Annotated in this window: 20 protein-coding genes; 13 read left to right on the forward strand and 7 right to left on the reverse strand. The window is 61.0% G+C overall.

Annotation, left to right across the window (positions count from 1 at the left end; all coding sequences use genetic code 11):
* The first annotated feature begins 6 nt into the window (after positions 1 to 6).
* From PEP31012_RS00725 to PEP31012_RS00745, 5 genes are all read left to right on the forward strand, one after another.
* Complete coding sequence (locus PEP31012_RS00725) at positions 7 to 933, forward strand: recombination directionality factor (RefSeq protein ID WP_150587460.1); 927 nt, start codon at positions 7 to 9, stop codon at positions 931 to 933.
* Positions 930 to 1,880: a hypothetical protein gene (locus tag PEP31012_RS00730; RefSeq protein WP_150587461.1), complete on the forward strand. Its 951-nt coding sequence runs from the start codon at positions 930 to 932 to the stop codon at positions 1,878 to 1,880. The genes PEP31012_RS00725 and PEP31012_RS00730 overlap by 4 nt, the downstream gene beginning before the upstream one ends.
* Before the next feature lie 98 nt (positions 1,881 to 1,978).
* Positions 1,979 to 2,785 (forward strand): DUF4942 domain-containing protein, encoded by an 807-nt coding sequence (locus PEP31012_RS00735; protein ID WP_150587462.1) that lies wholly within the window; start codon positions 1,979 to 1,981, stop codon positions 2,783 to 2,785.
* A gap of 123 nt (positions 2,786 to 2,908) precedes the next feature.
* Complete coding sequence (locus PEP31012_RS00740) at positions 2,909 to 3,205, forward strand: hypothetical protein (protein WP_150587463.1); 297 nt, start codon at positions 2,909 to 2,911, stop codon at positions 3,203 to 3,205.
* Positions 3,206 to 3,207: 2 nt separating this feature from the next.
* Positions 3,208 to 3,846, forward strand: coding sequence for a hypothetical protein (locus PEP31012_RS00745; RefSeq protein WP_150587464.1), 639 nt, complete (start codon positions 3,208 to 3,210; stop codon positions 3,844 to 3,846).
* On the opposite strand, the gene PEP31012_RS00750 is transcribed toward PEP31012_RS00745, so the two are convergent.
* Positions 3,824 to 4,168, reverse strand: coding sequence for a helix-turn-helix domain-containing protein (locus PEP31012_RS00750; protein WP_425494915.1), 345 nt, complete (start codon positions 4,166 to 4,168; stop codon positions 3,824 to 3,826). The two genes, PEP31012_RS00745 and PEP31012_RS00750, sit on opposite strands and share 23 nt — an antisense overlap.
* A 182-nt stretch (positions 4,169 to 4,350) precedes the next feature.
* Between PEP31012_RS00750 and PEP31012_RS00755 the strand changes: the two genes are divergently transcribed.
* From PEP31012_RS00755 to PEP31012_RS00790, 8 genes are all read left to right on the forward strand, one after another.
* The gene (locus PEP31012_RS00755; protein ID WP_150587466.1) at positions 4,351 to 4,902 is read left to right on the forward strand and encodes a DUF4339 domain-containing protein; all 552 of its coding nucleotides are present in this window, start codon (positions 4,351 to 4,353) and stop codon (positions 4,900 to 4,902) included.
* A 57-nt stretch (positions 4,903 to 4,959) separates the two neighbouring features.
* Positions 4,960 to 5,316, forward strand: coding sequence for a hypothetical protein (locus PEP31012_RS00760; RefSeq protein WP_150587467.1), 357 nt, complete (start codon positions 4,960 to 4,962; stop codon positions 5,314 to 5,316).
* A gap of 151 nt (positions 5,317 to 5,467) precedes the next feature.
* The gene (locus PEP31012_RS00765; protein WP_217427096.1) at positions 5,468 to 5,806 is read left to right on the forward strand and encodes a hypothetical protein; all 339 of its coding nucleotides are present in this window, start codon (positions 5,468 to 5,470) and stop codon (positions 5,804 to 5,806) included.
* A 136-nt stretch (positions 5,807 to 5,942) separates the two neighbouring features.
* Positions 5,943 to 6,227: a hypothetical protein gene (locus PEP31012_RS00770; protein WP_174978064.1), complete on the forward strand. Its 285-nt coding sequence runs from the start codon at positions 5,943 to 5,945 to the stop codon at positions 6,225 to 6,227.
* A gap of 189 nt (positions 6,228 to 6,416) precedes the next feature.
* A complete protein-coding gene (locus PEP31012_RS00775; RefSeq protein WP_150587468.1) occupies positions 6,417 to 7,577 on the forward strand; it encodes an acyl-CoA dehydrogenase family protein in 1,161 nt (386 codons plus the stop codon).
* A 44-nt stretch (positions 7,578 to 7,621) separates the two neighbouring features.
* On the forward strand, positions 7,622 to 9,670 hold the full coding sequence (locus PEP31012_RS00780; RefSeq protein WP_150587469.1) for an FAD-dependent oxidoreductase: 2,049 nt from the start codon (positions 7,622 to 7,624) through the stop codon (positions 9,668 to 9,670).
* A 70-nt stretch (positions 9,671 to 9,740) separates the two neighbouring features.
* Positions 9,741 to 10,490: an electron transfer flavoprotein subunit beta/FixA family protein gene (locus PEP31012_RS00785; RefSeq protein WP_150588012.1), complete on the forward strand. Its 750-nt coding sequence runs from the start codon at positions 9,741 to 9,743 to the stop codon at positions 10,488 to 10,490.
* Between the two features lie 13 nt (positions 10,491 to 10,503).
* A complete protein-coding gene (locus PEP31012_RS00790) occupies positions 10,504 to 11,454 on the forward strand; it encodes an electron transfer flavoprotein subunit alpha/FixB family protein (RefSeq protein WP_150587470.1) in 951 nt (316 codons plus the stop codon).
* 164 nt (positions 11,455 to 11,618) lie between these two features.
* Here PEP31012_RS00790 and PEP31012_RS00795 read toward each other — a convergent pair whose 3' ends face one another.
* The 6 genes from PEP31012_RS00795 to PEP31012_RS00820 all read right to left on the reverse strand — a co-directional run bounded on the left by PEP31012_RS00795 (position 11,619) and on the right by PEP31012_RS00820 (position 16,502).
* Positions 11,619 to 12,515: a LysR family transcriptional regulator gene (locus PEP31012_RS00795; RefSeq protein ID WP_150588013.1), complete on the reverse strand. Its 897-nt coding sequence runs from the start codon at positions 12,513 to 12,515 to the stop codon at positions 11,619 to 11,621.
* A 154-nt stretch (positions 12,516 to 12,669) separates the two neighbouring features.
* Positions 12,670 to 13,470 (reverse strand): IclR family transcriptional regulator, encoded by an 801-nt coding sequence (locus tag PEP31012_RS00800; protein ID WP_281355408.1) that lies wholly within the window; start codon positions 13,468 to 13,470, stop codon positions 12,670 to 12,672.
* Between the two features lie 224 nt (positions 13,471 to 13,694).
* Entirely contained in the window at positions 13,695 to 14,465 is a 771-nt protein-coding gene (locus PEP31012_RS00805) for an SDR family NAD(P)-dependent oxidoreductase (RefSeq protein ID WP_150587472.1), read from the reverse strand.
* A 185-nt stretch (positions 14,466 to 14,650) separates the two neighbouring features.
* Complete coding sequence (locus PEP31012_RS00810) at positions 14,651 to 14,947, reverse strand: DUF1330 domain-containing protein (RefSeq protein WP_150587473.1); 297 nt, start codon at positions 14,945 to 14,947, stop codon at positions 14,651 to 14,653.
* 94 nt (positions 14,948 to 15,041) lie between these two features.
* Positions 15,042 to 15,497, reverse strand: coding sequence for a cupin domain-containing protein (locus PEP31012_RS00815; protein WP_174978065.1), 456 nt, complete (start codon positions 15,495 to 15,497; stop codon positions 15,042 to 15,044).
* Between the two features lie 39 nt (positions 15,498 to 15,536).
* Positions 15,537 to 16,502 (reverse strand): NAD(P)-dependent oxidoreductase, encoded by a 966-nt coding sequence (locus PEP31012_RS00820; RefSeq protein ID WP_343039882.1) that lies wholly within the window; start codon positions 16,500 to 16,502, stop codon positions 15,537 to 15,539.
* Positions 16,503 to 16,516 lie beyond the last annotated feature (14 nt).

Consider the following 16,516-nt stretch of genomic DNA (forward strand, 5'->3'; position numbering starts at 1 on the left):
CCTTACATGCTCAAAGGTCTTGCGATTACCCCGCCCGTCGTTGGGCGAATCTCCATCGGTCGTGTCGTCGAGAAGAACGGCAAACGTCTTCCTGAAAAGGATGACCAGTTCACCCTGACCACCCAGATCCAGCAACGCGACGGCTGGATGCTGCATCCCCTGAACGAATCCCTGCGCAAAGCCAATACCGGCAAGCTGCGCTCGATCCCCGTTCGGTTTCTGTTTAACGACCCAGACCTAAATCTTCGAGCCGAATACGCCTGCTTCGACCGCGAGTCCGGCCGTCCGGTGTGCGTCGGTAATGGCGAGACCTGTCGCCGCGCCGGTGAAGCCGGCATCGCAGAATTGCCGTGCCCGTCCCCCGACGGATGCGCCTTCGGTAAATCGGGAGCTTGCAAGCCCTATGGGCGTTTGAACGTCCTGATCGGCGACGAAGACGAAATGGGCTCGTTCATTTTCCGCACCACTTCGTACAACTCGATCCTCACGCTGGCCGCGCGCCTGCATTACTTCAGTGCAGTATCCGGCAACCGGCTCGCGTGCCTGCCGCTGGAGCTCAAGCTGCGAGGCAAGTCGACCACGCAGAGCTATCGCTCGCCCATCTACTACGCAGACATTGGCGTAAGTAGCGGTAGTGCGCTGGTAGATGCCATTGCCGAAGCCGTCGAACTGGCTACACAGCGCAAGACGGCCGGGTTCGACCAAAACGCACTGGACGACGCAGCGCGGGCGGGATTTCGCAATGGCGCGTTCGAGGAAAGCGTCGAAGATAGGGCAGCCGTTGCGGAAGAGTTCTATCCCGCCGAGCCATCTGAGAACCAGCCGTCTAACAAGGAAGATGCTCCGGATTCTCCTGCGCAGTCTAGTCTCAAGGACCGGCTGGATCGGCGGGCCGCACGGCTGGGTACCCACCACGAAGGCCGGGCAGCATGACGCGGGGCCGCCCGGCTGAACGTCTGGCGTTTTGGCTGGCGGTCGCGGCAACGGCCACCGCCATCAGCATTTCGATCATTGCTGGCGGGCAACGCGGCGGAATGCTAGCCGAGCGAGTCGTGTGGGTCACGTTAGGCGTCGTGCTGGTAATGAGCGCCCATCTGTTACCCGCGTTGCTGCGAGGTGCTACGGGGGGCATCCGGTGGGTAGGCTACTGGCTGTGGGCCGCATGCATGCTCGCGACCATCAACAGTCACGCCTACTTCCTCCTGTTCGCCCAGCAGCACGCCGCACAGATCCGCGCAAGCGCTGAGCCCATTGTCCTGGCGGCACCTGTGAAGCGCAGTCTTACCATCGTCATGGGAGAACGAGCGGACGTCTTGGCACGACTGGCGGTCGCTAACACCCAGTCGTGTTCCGGTAAATGCACAACGCTGGCGGTACGCCGCAACACACTTTTCGCCAGACTCGAGGCACTTGACGCGGAAGCCAGCGATGTTCGTCGCGCGCAAGCGTCGGACGACCGCGCCATCGCCCAACTCGACCCGTTGTCGACGGATCCCGTGACTGCGCGACTCGCGGCGTTACTCGGCACGACCGGTGTGCGCGTCGATCTGCTGACGGGTCTGGCTTTTGCGGCAGTACTGGAAGGTGTCGCGTGCCTGCTCTGGCGCCTTGCCTTTCAACCTCTCTCGGCACGGCCAGTCGCGCCTCCAGTCACGCAGAGTCACGATGGTAACGACAGAGATCGTGCTGTTCGTGTCCTGCACGACGCCGCCATCTCGCAGTCACCGGCACCGGAGACCGGTAGTCACGACGTGAAGCAACTTGCTCAGGACATCGCAGCCGGACGGCTACGCCCCACCGTCACTGACATTCGTCGTCACCTCGGCTGCTCACAAGCTCGGGCTATCGCCCTGCGCCGTCGGTTAGCCGATCTGTCCTAGCTCGCTGATCGTGACATCACGGCATAAGCGCCGGGCACGCTGCCCGGCACTTATGCCCGTTCTCATCTTTCCCGTTCAAACCAAACCCACCATGCCCCATGGACACCACCGACCTCGTCAAGAGCATCAGCATCGCCAACCTCGCCAATCAGCGCACCGCTATCGTCGAGCGCATCCACGCCGCGCTCGACCTGCTCGGCGAAGCCCAACAACTCGCCACCGTAGCGCATCTACGATTTCCCCGGCTTGTCCTCGACGAAAGTTATGGCTGCCGCGGTCGTCCCAGCGTCACCGGCGACTACGCCAAACGCGACGAAGCCCAAGCCGCCATGGTGCGTCTCATCGACGCCCATGGCTGGAATTACCTGCTGTCGGAATCCGGTATGCGTACGTTCATGGACGCCAAGGCACGTGAGCAGTGGAGCCGGCAGATCGCAGAGGGCGACGTGCCAGAACTCACCGCCGCCAATATCGAAGCCACGTTCGCCCAGCTCTACGGCGCACGCGGCGATATGTTCGAGCGCGGCGTGCTTCAGTGCTTTCGCCGGCTGTCGTGGGACTACAAATCCAATTCGCCGTTCAGGTTCGGCAAGCGCATCATCGTGCGCTATCTCCTCTCGCAAGGGAGCTCAAATTATCACATCACCAACGAACTGGACGATCTAACGCGAGTGTTCAGCGTGCTCGATGGCAAGCCCGAGCCGGATCATCGGCATGGCCTATCGTCGCTCATTTCGCACGCCCAGCGTCTACGCAAGTCAGAGGCCGAGAACGCCTATTTCCAGTTGCGTTGGTTCAAGAACGGAAATGGCCATTTGACGTTCCTGCGCGCCGATCTCGTCGACCGAATGAACAAGATTCTCGCCAAGCACTACCCCAACGCGCTCGCATCCGAAGTGCGCTAGTTACCGCACCAACCATCACCTACGGACGCGTTCTGCGTCTGGCATTTCCCCATTGGTTCCATTCAACGGCACGTCCGATTCGTTCGGAGGCCGCTGCTCGCCCCTATCTAGGAGGATATTTCGATGAATTCCACTTTACCCATCCGACGCGCTCGCCTGCCACTCGGCCGCTTGTTGGCAACGCCTGCCGCCGTCGATGCGATCCAGTCGGCTGGCGCCTCGATCTTTACCTTGGTCAACCGCCATGCTCGCGGCGACTGGGGCGACCTACCTGAAGCCGATCGGGAGCAAAACGACCTGTCGGTCGTGGCAGGGCGACGTGTGCTGTCCTGCTACCCGCTCGGCGGCGAACAGAAGGTGTGGATCATCACCGAAGCTGATCGGTTGACCACCACCATCCTGCTGCCTGATGAGTATTGATCATGGTGATTCACAAATTTCATCCGGCCATCCGGCTCGGTCAGCAACCGGTCGTCGCTCAAACCGGCAACCCACTGTTCAGTCGGCAAGGCCATTGGGACGGCGGCAGCACGTTGCACTGTGCTGCCATGGCGCTCGCGCTTCTTGGCAAACTGACAGATCCGGTGTATCTGCCGTACCACGGCAAGGGGGCTGAGCAAAAAGTTTGGGACGACGTCTGGCCGCATTACCTCAACGGGATGACACTCGCCGAACTTGCTAGCTTTGTCGCGAAGTTGAATCTTGGGGTACGACCTGCGACGTGTACGGCCTCAGGACATGACCTATTGTGCTTTGTGCAACGTGAGCTCGACTCCGGATGGCCGGTCATCATCGGCTGGCAGCAGCGGCATCCCGTCAAACGGCGCGCGGCGCTCGTTATCGGTATTGAGGGACGCCAGAACGCTCGCACCTTCGATACGCAAGGATTACTGCTGATCGACCCAACGGGAAATGAACCCGGTCTTGCAGGGTTCAATGCACGTGTTGCTCGACACAACGACACGCTATTTCGCTATCAGTCGCCATCAGCTTCCCGAGGCGTCAAATTGCTTGGAGGTGTCTCGATCCGAGATATCGCTAGCGCAAACGCTGACGCTTGATTTCTGGCGGGGTTGCCGCATTTGCGCGGCGTGTACCCGTCGGCGCCAGGGACACCTTACCAAGCGGCTCGAATAGCTCGGCGAGCGTTACACCCAACACATGGCAAATGTTGGCGATCGTCTCAATTGATGGGTTCGCCACGCCGCGCTCTATCGCAGAGATATACGTCCGATCCACGTGCGCCTCAAACGCCAGTGTTTCCTGTGATTTCTCTATGGCATGCCGGCACTGCTTAATCCGCTTGCCCAATGCAAGCGAAATAGGGGCCGGTTGGCGGACACCAATGGCGTCCTGTCGTTTGGCAGTCATGAACGGCAGGATGCCCGCTTGATGACTAATTAACGACGCTGTAAACACATCAATTAATGATGACTATATACTTCAAAAATATTGTGATCCTTTGCCCTGCGAATCCGCCGTGACGCGGAGGTCAGTGGGCAGGGCGAGGGTTTGCCGGCATTTGTAGAGTAAACACATCAAACTTTCAAGGAGAAAGGTGCTTCATGACGGATTCATGGCATTACGAAAAGAACGGTCAGCGTATCGGCGCCATTAGCGCCACCGAGATCGGAGCGTTGATTCAGAACCGCACTATCGATGGGAAGACCCTAGTCTGGTCGCAAGGCTTGGCAGATTGGACGCCGCTTGCCGAGACTGATCTGGCCGTGCATTTGCGTCAGGCGAGTGCGCCGCCGGTGCTGCCAGCTACACGCATTAGCAACACTATCGTGTGGATCCTCGCGTTTGCGCCGATCATCGGGGCATTTCTCGAGGCGACCTTTGCCGCCGCTATTGCCCCTGACTATTTGGCAAGTACGGCAGCTACCGCAGCGTTGCGGTCGAACCAGTACTGGTACATCACGTTGTTGGTCAACATTGGCTTAAGCCTGCTGGACGATCGGCAACTCAAGCGCGCAGGCGTGGATACGTCTTCTTTCGGCAAGTTCGCATTCATCGTGCCCGTGTACCTGTGGAGGCGGGCCGCCTCGTTGCGCCAGCCCAAAGCGTACTTCTGGGTTTGGATTGCAACTTTCGTCCTCATTGGACTTATCTGACCGGCTCGAAAAGCGGCAGATCAGCACCTCAATCGCTCTATCACTACAAGGAACATCATGAAGAAGATCACCACAGTCATGGCTATCGCCATCGGCTTTGCCTGCTCGGCGACCGCATTCGCTGCCAACCACGTTGGGCAGTGCGTATTCCCCAAGACAAAAGTGGGCGCGGGAGGTCGGTTTGTCATGAAATCGCCGATCAATCTCGCCGACGCACCGAATACCAGCTCAGGCAAACGTGTACTCACCTCGATGGAGGCGTTCACCATCAAGGCACAGGCGCCTGGCGGCTTTGTACAGTTGGCGACCGTTCCTGACTACGATAAACCAAACCCGAACCAGAATGCGGGGCGTGTCGTCGGATGGGCCAAGTTGAGTGACTTTGACTTCCAGGATCAGCGTAACTGCAATTAAGGCAATACCCCACAGCCCCTCAAATGCACTTGGATACCGTCGGACGCCAGATCAGCACCACTGACGGGGTAAGCGGCGACACCGCAGTGCCGCTGGCCGACGCAACGACGAGGTCCTGCGTCCGAAATTTCCACTCTTGGAAGGACTACAAATGTCCGTCGACATTCAAAAATTTGCCGCCGACGAACTCGGCGGAGAACGACTCAACCAACTCATTGGTGCTCGCGCATCGTTCCAAGTCGTGGGCGTCGCCGATATCGGCAAGGTCGTCGAGGTGATCGAAGGAAGAATCGAAAAGTCCGATTTGGAATGCCGCGTATACACGGAATACCGCTCCGCCTCCCTGGCAACGATATTTAGCCCGGCGGCTATCTTCGGCGTAGGTGCGGCTATCGGAATTGCCGCACACAATCTCGCCACCTACGACCCGGATTATGAGATCGGGAAGAACAAGGTGACAGGTACCGTGACCGTCAAGTACATGAAGTAGCCTGCCCAAAGCGAGAAGCGCCCGATCGGGCGCTTCTCACTGAATAGCGAATCTTTTTTTTGCCAGACGGCCGGCAATCATACGAGTTGGCATATCGCCCGCGCATGCTGCGCCGTTGCTAGATCGGCTCAGCTTATTGCAGTCGTGGACTCAAAGCCATCTTCGCAACCGGGACACGCTCAAAGGCATCGGCATAAACATCACTGAAGTCTTTCCACTCAGGATTCGCGCGACGGGCCTGGCCATCGTCTACGGTCTGGGTGTGTCCGTGCTCGGGGGATTCGCACAGTTCATCGCGACGTGGCCCATTGGCGTGACCGGCTCCAAGCTCGCGCCGGCCGGCTACGTCATCGCGGTCAGCCCGGTCTCGATGGTGGCGGTGTTCATGAGCCGCGAAATGAAGGGGACGGCGCTGGCGTAAGCGCCATCGGGAACGAGCCGACATCGGCTCGCCAAGCCCGCTGCACCGCGGCACCGCGGCACCCCGAGGAACGACCTCACCATTGGAAAAGATTATTTGACAGAATGTCAACGCCTCTTGTGATTGTTTAAAGCAATCGAATTCTCCAGAATGTGTGTCATCCCATTGACAGCATTTCAGGAGTGGCAGATGGCTCTCGATCAGGAAACATTCCACCTTCTTCAGGCCAGCGTGGAGCGGTTCATTCAGGAGCGGCTCGTCCCCGCGGAAGACATCGTCGAAGAACAGGACGACGTTCCTGCAGACATCGTGGACGACATGCGCACGCTGGGGCTGTTCGGCCTCTCGATTCCGGAGGAATTCGGGGGCATCGGCCTGTCGATGAGCCAGGAAGTTCAAGTCGCCTACGCGCTCGGGCAAACGGCGCTTGCCTTCCGATCCGTCGTGGGCACCAACATCGGCATCGGATCGCAGGGCATTCTGATGGACGGCACGCCCGAGCAGAAGGCGGCCTTTCTGCCGCGAATCGCCAGCGGTGAGTTGATCGTATCGTTTGCGCTCACGGAACCGGACGCAGGATCCGACGCGGCGTCGCTGCGCACGCGAGCCGTTCGCGATGGCGACGACTACCTGCTGACGGGAACGAAACGATTCATCACCAATGCGCCGCGTGCCGGGGCCTTCACGCTCATGGCCCGAACCGGCGACGCCGGGGCCGGAGGCATCAGTGCGTTCATCGTGCCCGCTGGCCTCCCCGGACTGAGCCTGGGCAAGCCCGACAAGAAGATGGGGCAGCGCGGGACCAAAACCTGCGACGTGAATCTCGATGGCGTCAGAGTGCCGGCGGCCAACATCATCGGCGGCGTGCCCGGCATGGGTTTCAAGACGGCAATGAAGATCATCGATCGCGGCCGCCTCCACGTTTCGGCGCTGGCCTGCGGCATGGCGAACCGGATTCTGAGCGAAAGCATCGCCTACGCCGCGCAGCGAAAGCAATTCGGCAAACGCATCGGCGACTTCCAGCTCGTTCAGGCAATGCTTGCCGATAGCCAGGCAGAGTTGCTCGCCGGATGGTCGCTCGTTCAAGCCGCGGCCAGTAAGTACGACGCCAAGCCCGTTGGCGTGAGCGACCCGGAGGTCAGCATGCAGGCGTCGTGCGCCAAGATGTTCACGACGGAAATGGTTGGCCGTGTCGCGGATCGCGGCGTGCAGATCCACGGCGGCGCCGGCTACATCAACGAGTACAAGGTCGAGCGCTTCTATCGCGATGTTCGCTTGCTGCGACTGTACGAGGGCACCACGCAAATTCAGCAGTTGGTCATCGGCAAGCATCTGATGCGTGCCGGCTGACTCCGCCCCCCCGTCGATTCGCGAACCCTCGATACCGCTCGCTCATGTACACCGTCAGTCAAGGCATCGCCGTCGTTTCTCTCGACCATCCGCCGGTCAACAGCCTGAATCACTCGCTGCGCGCCAACATCGTCGAGCAAGTGCGCCTCGCGCAAACCGATCCGTCCGTCAGGGGCATAGTGCTCGCCGGCACGGCCAAGGCCTTCTCTGCCGGCGCTGACGTGACAGAATTTGGCACGCCGCGCCAACTGTGCGCCCCCATACTCCGGGACGTTCTCGAACATATTGAAAATTCGTCGAAGCCCGTTGTGGCCGCCATCGACGGCGTTGCGCTGGGCGGCGGACTGGAACTCGCCCTTGCCTGCCACGCACGGGTCGCGCTTGCGTCGGCCCGTATCGGCCTGCCCGAGATCCATCTGGGATTGATTCCCGGCAGCGGCGGCACCCAACGGCTGCCGCGACTGATCGGTATCGAACGTGCCGCCGAACTGGTACTGGGCGGACAGCCCGTCCTTGCGAAGTCCCTTTCGGACACAGCACTGTTCCACGACGTCGTCGAAACCGACACGTTGAGCGCCGCCCTCGCCTGTGCCATTTCGCTTGCCAACAGCGACGAGCCACTCCCCCAAGCGCGCCGGTCCCGTCTGGATCCGACCGCAGTGAATGCGCTGATCGAGGCAAAGCGTGCGTCTCTGAGCGCACGCCAGAAGCTTCAACCGGCGTACGCTGCCACACTGACCGCCTTGGCCGCATCCGCACAGGCGTGGGATGATGGCCTAAAGATTGAGCGCGAGCAATTCCTGCATTTGCTGGCGACCCCGGAAGCCGAAGCGTTGCGCTATCAGTTCAAGGCAGAGCGCCAGGCGACACGGGTTCCCGACGAGGCAAAGACACCCGCGCAGCCACTCGCACGGGTCGCCGTGATCGGCGCGGGAACGATGGGCACGGGCATTGCGATAGCGCTGTTGGACGCGGGCATCCGCGTCACGTTGCTGGACCAGGACGACGCCGCGGTCGAACGGGGCAAGACGCGTATCGTGACGCATTACAAAGACCGCACGAACGCCAAGAAGATGGCCGCCGAGGTGGCGGAAGCCCGCACTTCCGCACTGACGGCAACCACCGATTGGGACACGCTCTCCGCGGTCGATCTGGTCATCGAAGCGGTGTTCGAGGCGCTCGACGTCAAACGCGACGTTTTCAAGAAGATTGATCGCTATGCGCGCCCCGGCGCCATTCTCGCGACGAACACGTCGTACCTGGACGTCGATGCGATCGCCGAGGCAACGCAACGCCCCGAAGCTGTCCTCGGGCTCCACTTCTTCAGTCCCGCCAACGTGATGAGGCTGCTCGAAGTGGTGCGCGCGACGAAGACGTCGCCGGAGGCGATCGGCGTCGGCATGGCGCTCGGAGCTCGCCTGCGCAAAGTCCCCGTGCTGACAAGAAACGCGTTCGGCTTCATTGGCAACCGGATCTATCAGGCCTACCGGCGCGAATGCGAATTCATGCTCGAAGATGGCGCCTGGCCGGAAGATATCGACAACGCGCTCACGGCGCTGGGATTCGCGATGGGGCCGTTTGCGGTTGCGGATCTGTCCGGACTCGACATTGCGTGGCGTATGCGCAAAGCACAAGCACCGACGCGTGACCCGCGCGTCAGGTACGTGTCGATTCCCGACACGCTATGCGAGCAGGGCCGACTGGGGCGGAAAAGCGGCGCGGGCTACTACACCTACGCCAACGGCAACGCCTCTGGCACCACGGATTCCACGGTGCGTGCCGTCATCGAACAGGCGCGCCGCGACCGGAATCGCGCGCGTCAGGCACTGACGCCAGAGACCATTCAACGACGGGCACTGCTCGCCATGGTCAACGAGGCCGGGCTCCTGTTGACCGAAGGTGTCGCCCACCGTCCGAGCGATGTCGACGTCGTGATGGTGCACGGCTATGGCTTTCCCCGTTGGCTCGGCGGCCCCGTCTGGTGGGCAAGACAGCAGCCCGAAGCCCAACTGACGCGAGACCTGCGAGCGCTCGGTGAGACGACAGGATTCGGCTTTGCAGAAGCAGATTTGTCCGCATTGCTGACCGACTGACAACGCCGGGAACCGCACCATGGCATCGTCGTCGATCCCTCGCGATGCCTTACATCCATTGAGAGAAAGCATGAAAATTCTTGTCGCAGTCAAGCGAGTCGTCGATTACAACGTGAAGATTCGCGTCAAGGCCGACCAAAGTGGCGTCGACCTGGCGAACGTGAAAATGAGCGTCAATCCGTTCGACGAAATCGCCATCGAACAAGCGGTGCGATGGAAGGAAGCCGGCGCCGCCACGGAAGTCGTCGCGGTGTCGTGCGGTACGGCACAGTCCCAGGAGTCTTTGCGGACGGCCTTGGCCATCGGCGCCGATCGTGGCGTGCTCATCGAAACGGCCGCCGAGTTGCAGCCGCTCGCCGTTGCCAAACTGCTCAAAGCCATCGTCGAGAAAGAGCAGCCGGACATCATTGTTCTGGGCAAGCAGGCGATCGACGACGATGCTAACCAGACAGGCCAGATGCTTGCCGCGCTGCTGGATCTGCCACAGGCGACCTTCGCCTCCCGAATCGACGTCACCCCCGGAGAGATCACGGTGACGAGAGAGGTGGACGGCGGACTGGAAACCATTGCCATGTCGCTTCCGGCAGTCGTCACCACCGATCTGCGACTCAACGAGCCCCGGTATGTCACGCTGCCCAACATCATGAAGGCGAAGAAGAAGCCGCTCGACGTGACGTCGCCCGACGCCCTCGGGGTGGATGTCCGGCCCCGACTGACGACGCTCAAGGTCGAAGAACCGGCGCGCCGCGCTGCGGGCATCAAGGTCGCGGACGTCCCGGCATTGCTGGACAAGCTCACGAATACGGCAAAGGTCATTTAAGGGAGCAACGCTCATGACGACACTCGTTATCGCAGATCACGACAATCACGCCCTCCAGAGCCCCACAAGCCACGCCGTCAGTGCGGCGCGCGCATGCGCCGACGACGTGCATCTGCTCGTCGCCGGCTATCGATCCGACGCCGTGGCACAAGCGGCGGCTCGCCTGCAGGGGATCAGCCGGGTGCTGCACGCCGACGCACCCGAACTGGCGCACGGGATGGCAGAACCCTTGGCAGCGCAGGTACTCGCGATCGCGCATCGCTATTCGCATATCGTTTTCTCCACGACGGCTTTCGGGAAAAACGTGTCGCCCCGCGTCGCAGCCAAGCTCGATGTCGCACAAGTCAGCGACGTCATCGACGTCGTGACGCCGGCAACGTTCCGCCGCCCGATCTACGCGGGCAATGCGATTTCGACGGTTGAATCGTCAGACCCGATCAAAGTGTTGACGGTGCGAACCACGAGCTTCCCGGCGACAACGTCGGGAGACACCTCCGTGGAGATCGAGACGCTTGTCGTCGCGGCGTCGACGACCCAGTCCCGCTTCGTTGGCCGCGAGACTACGACATCCGATCGGCCGGAGTTGACGGCCGCCCGCGTTGTCGTCTCCGGTGGACGCGCGCTCGGCAGCCGAGAGAAGTTCGACGAGGTCATCACGCCGTTGGCGGATGCGTTGGGTGCGGCGATCGGTGCGAGCCGGGCCGCCGTGGATTCCGGCTACGCCCCCAACGACCTTCAGGTGGGTCAGACGGGCAAGATCGTGGCGCCGGATCTCTATATTGCGGCGGGCATCTCCGGTGCCATTCAGCATCTGGCCGGCATGAAGGATTCGAAGGTCATCGTGGCCATCAACCAGGATCCGGAAGCGCCCATTTTCAGCATCGCGGATTACGGTCTGGAAGCCGATCTGTTCACAGCGGTGCCCGAACTTACCCATGCGTTGGAAGCGCGACAACACGCTTGATACCTATCGGGAAGGTGGCCGAGGGAAGAACGTTGCAACATGTTCGGCCCTCGGCCGAAGAGCGTAGCGAATAGCCTGGCGCCTGTATAGGTGACGCTTGCAAACCGCCTATGCACAAATCGCCGGTTCCCCAATCGTTGAGGTTTGAGCACGTCGAATCGCGGCTACTGTGCCCAGGTCCGCACGCGACCGACGACGAAATCGATCAGCGTACGCGCTGCAAGCGTCTGGTACCGCCCCGGCATCCGCAGAAGGAACATGCGCGTACCAAATATGCTCAATCGCCACTCGGGCAGCGCGGTGACCATGCGTCCTTCGAGCAGATCCTGCTTGACGACATAGTCCGGCACCAACCCGACACCCAGCCCGCCCAGCACGGCTTCGCGCAGGAACTGGAAATTCTCGGAAGCCAGCGTCGGCCGCAGCGAGACCTCGCGTCGCTCATCACCCAGATAAGCGGACACCCGTAGCTCCCGTCCCCCAACTGCCGACGTAATTAACGGCACGGACGCGATATCTTCAAGCGCCGTCGGCATGCGGTTGGACGCGGCATATTCGCTGGTGGCACAAAGCACGTAGCGAACCTTGGCCAGCTCGATCGCGACCATTTGTTGCGGGGGTTCGGACATCACGCGAATGGCGATATCGACCTCCTCCCGGAGCAGATCGTCTACCCGGTTTTCAAACAGCAATTCCAGTGAAATGTCGGGATAGGTTCGCTTGAACTCGATGAGCCAATCCGACATGACCAGGTGGCCGAAGCCCGTCGGAAGACTCAGCCGAATGGCACCGTGCAGCCCCTTGCCCAGCGACGCCACGGATTCGCGCGCGGCGAGCAGTTCATCGCGAATCACGCGGCCGTGTTGAAAGAGCTGCAGTCCGACTTCCGTCGGCTCGACGCGGCGTGTGGTCCGTCGCAACAGTTGCAGACCCAGCGACTGTTCGAGATGCGCGAGGTGGTAGCTGATGTTGGCGCGGCTCATTTTGAGCTTTCGCGCGGCCAGGCTGAGGTTGCCCGCCTCGATGATGTCTACGAGGAGAATGAGCGATTGTGCATCCATGGCGTCATCCGTCAAATTGATTTGACAGAATCTCAACTGCGCCGGGAATTGTCCAGCGAAATCGAAGCTTGACGGACGCGCCCCCCGTTCGCCTGACATGGCCGCAAATTCGCCGGTGATCCGGCGCAGCGCGCTGCGCCAAATCGTGCCTGGATCACGAGAACGAAACGTTGCTTCCGCAAGCCTGCGAAACTCGTATGCTCGTTTCCACAAGACACTTGATAGCCTTGGCCCTGATTCGTGCGACATCCGCGCTCGCGCCGATCAAGGTCAGACAAGCGACCGCTTCCTCCTGAACGTCGAGTATCGGCGCGCTGATCGCCGCAAGACCGGGAATCAGGACCGATTCGGCTTCATCGTATCCGCGCTTGCGAATCTCTTGCAGGCGCTCGAGCAACTTTGCCGGCGGCCGCTCGAGATTTCGGGAGACGGCCAACTCGATAAGGTGATCCCGGACCTTCTCCGGCATGAACGCCAGCATCACCCGTCCCGTGGCCGAATTCGTCAACTGGAACGTCGATCCGACCGATAGCGTGGTGATGAACGGAACGTAACTGCGCTCCCAACGAATGATGGTCGGCCCCCGATCGCCCAGGACGTTGAGCAGCGTGGGAAGTCCCGTGCTCTCCACCAGTTGCGGCATGGCTTCGCCGGCAAGGCGCAGGGGATCCAGACGGCCGAGCGCCGAAGCACCGATGCGAAGCGCGGTAGGTCCCAGGTCATAAAGACCTGTGATCTCGTCCTGGACCGCGAGCCCGCTCGCCATCAGACTCGCCAGATAGCGATGCGCGAGGCTGTTCGGCATGCCGACCGCGCGCGCCAAATCGCGCAAGGGCGCCGCTTTTCCTGCCTCGACAAGCGCGAGCAGAACTTCCGTCGCCTTGTCAGCCGACTGAATGCGGCGGCGTCCTCCGCCGCTGCCGGCGGAAGCCGAGGCAGCGTCGTCCGCTGGCACCTCAGTGGGGGGTGCGACTCGCTTTTTCGTTTCTGACAATCTCGTCTATCCCTCTCGATGGGGTTCGGTCCGCGACCCCGTGTGCGCCCCCACGAAGAGAGCTTGTTTCATCAAGGCGCACGGGAATCACGCTGACAGGCGCACGAGTTTACCATGTCGATTCCACGGGCCGATGCCGTCGAAACGCTCGCGGGCGCATGGCAAATGCTTCCGCGATCCCGGCATCACGAGATCGAAAATCCACCATCCACCGCGAAAATCTGGCCGGTCGTGGTCTTTGATTCGTCCGACGCGAGGAATAGCGCAGTCATCGCCACTTCCTCCGGCTTGACGAGTCCAAGTAGCTGTCGCTCGCTGGTTTTGCCCAACACGTCCGGCTGCTGTTCGATGAGGGTAAGCACGCGGCCGGTTGTCGTTACCGCGGGAGCCAGCGCGTTCACGCGAATCTGATATGGCGCGTATTCGACGGCCATCGAGCGCGTGATCGATGCGATCCCGCCTTTCGCGGCCGTGTAGGCATCCTTCCCGCGCGTACCGATCAGCGCAAAGACCGAGCAGCTATTGATGACCGATCCGCCGCCGGTCTTCAACATCGATGCGATGCCATACTTGCACGTGACCCAGGTCCCGAACAGGTCGAGCTTGACGGCACGCCAGAACTCGTCTGTCGGGCAGTCCGTCACACGGGCATCGACAGCGCTTGATCCGCCCGCGTTGTTATACAGGACATCGATTTTTCCGGCGAACCTGACGGCGGCGTCGATCGACTCACGCACACTGTCTTCGCTCGTGACATCCACATGAAAGAACCTCGCCCTTCCCCCTTCTGCATTGATCGCCTCGGCGACCAACTCGCCGTTATCGGCATTGAATTCCGCGATGACGATCGTGGCGCCTTCACGGGCAAACCGTTCCGCGGCGGCGCGTCCGATGCCCGCGCCAGCGCCCGTAATGAATGCAACCTTTCCCGCCAGTCGGCCGTTTACGTTGATCATGCTAGTCAGTTCCGAAGTCTGTCGATGCACTGAAGGGAGACCCGCGCCGCAGTCGTATTGGCGATGCGACGCATTCGCCGGGTCACCACGTAGATCCAAGTCAAGGAAGGCACGCCTTTTCAGCGGACAATCCGTCAACGCCGCGGCTTCGCCAGGGGAAAATCGCGGCGCCGCGCTACGGTCCTTTAGTCCACCCCAGCCATGCAAATGACGCGCGCATCGGCATTACGCCGGCGAAGCGGCAAGATGGTCTGATACGCCGTCGAGGCATACCAGTCTTCCGCCTTCTCCTGGCTCTCGAATTCCAGGACAACGATGGTGCCCGTGTCCGTCTCGCCTTCCAGCACGTTTTGGGTACCGCCCCGGATCAGGAAGATGCCGCCATATGCGTCCAGCGTCGCCTGGACTTTGCTGCTGTATTCGTTCCATTCCGCTCCGGGCGAACGAATGGTCACTTCGGCGAAGATATAGCCTTTGGTCATGTCTGAAATTGCCCTACGCTTGATTGGGTATGACAACGCAAAGTTGTCGATGCGTTGGCTTGCCGATGGCGTCCGCTGTCAATCGGTTCCGACCTCAGCGCTGCGCGACAAAATTCTCGGGCGGCTCGCACGCCACCGTTCCCATCTTCGCCGGCACCGAGACTTCAAGAAGCTCGAAATCTTCCGATATCGCAAGTTCGTTGTGCTTGAGACCGCCCGGAATATGCAGGGACTCTCCGGCACTGACGCGGATCTGGCGACCGTCTTCGAAGACGAGATCGACCCAACCGCGCAACGTATAGATGAACTGCGACTCGCAGAGGTGGTAGTGCCATCCTGTCTGCTGCATTTCGCCCGTTGCGATGGTGAGCTGAGCGCGCATTCGCCCATTCGTGGCGTCCGTGACGCCGAGGTCGCGGTACTTGAAAAACGTTCGGCGGCCCGGCACGAGCGGCGCCGTCTCCGGCGTAGCGTAGGCAAGTTTCCCCATCAGATTGGCGGCATCATTGGCCGTCGAGGGAAAATCGAGTTTCTCCGTGTTTGAATCCATTGTCTTCTCCATAGGTATACGAAATTTTTTGAAACGGATTTAGGATGCTTTGGCGCCCGTTGGTCGTGGTGCGCCCCGAACCAGGACGTTGCTGCGCGCCTCGACGAGCTTGATGATCGACGTGAAATCGTCGCCACCGCGACCTTGTTCCAAGGCCGCATGCCAAAGGCTTCTCGCCTGATCCAGCACGGGAACGGGAACGTCCAGGGCGCGCGCCTCGGCGATGGCCAGTTCCACGTCCTTTGCGACAATCGAAATATGTGCGCCGAAATCGAATGCCGCGGGGATCGCGAAGCGAGCAAGAATATCCGCCGCTGCGCTCTGTCCCGTACTGGATTTGATGACGTCGATCATCGCGTCGGCGTCCAAGCCGGCTTTGGCGCCCATCGCAAGCGCTTCTGACGCGACCGCCATATTGGCGGCCAGCATGATGTTGTTCACCAGCTTCATCGCCTGCGCCTGACCGGGTCGATCGCCTATCTTGTGAAGCGTCTTCGCGATGTGACCGAGCCAAGGCATGGCCCGTGCGATGTCATCGCTGGATCCCGCCACCATGATGGACAGCGTGCCGGCACGCGCCGCTGACGGACCACCGCTGACCGGCGCATCAATCGTGACGATGCGGTTGTCCGCGAGCCGCTTCGCAATCGACGAGACGGCGGTCGGTCCGATCGTCGACATCTCGACATAGGTGTGTACGGCCTTGCCGGCCGCCACGCCCTCCGGACCGAAGATCGCGGCTTCGCAAGCGTCGATGCTCGGCAGGCAGGCCATGACGACATCGGCCGAATCCGCGACCGAGCGAGGACTGGTATGCGCGATCGCGCCCGCTTCCACGAGCTGCGCTACCGCCGCGGGGTTGAGGTCGAAAACGTGAACTTTCGATTCAGGTTGAATGAGCCGCATGGCCATTGCGGCGCCCATGTTTCCAAGGCCAAGAAAGCCGACGTGCGTTATTGCGCTCACGTTCGTATGTCTCCAAAAATTTTCCCGCGTCATGCGCATGGCGCCCACGCCAT

The organism is Pandoraea eparura, assembly GCF_902459725.1.
GTDB classification, from domain to species: domain Bacteria; phylum Pseudomonadota; class Gammaproteobacteria; order Burkholderiales; family Burkholderiaceae; genus Pandoraea; species Pandoraea eparura.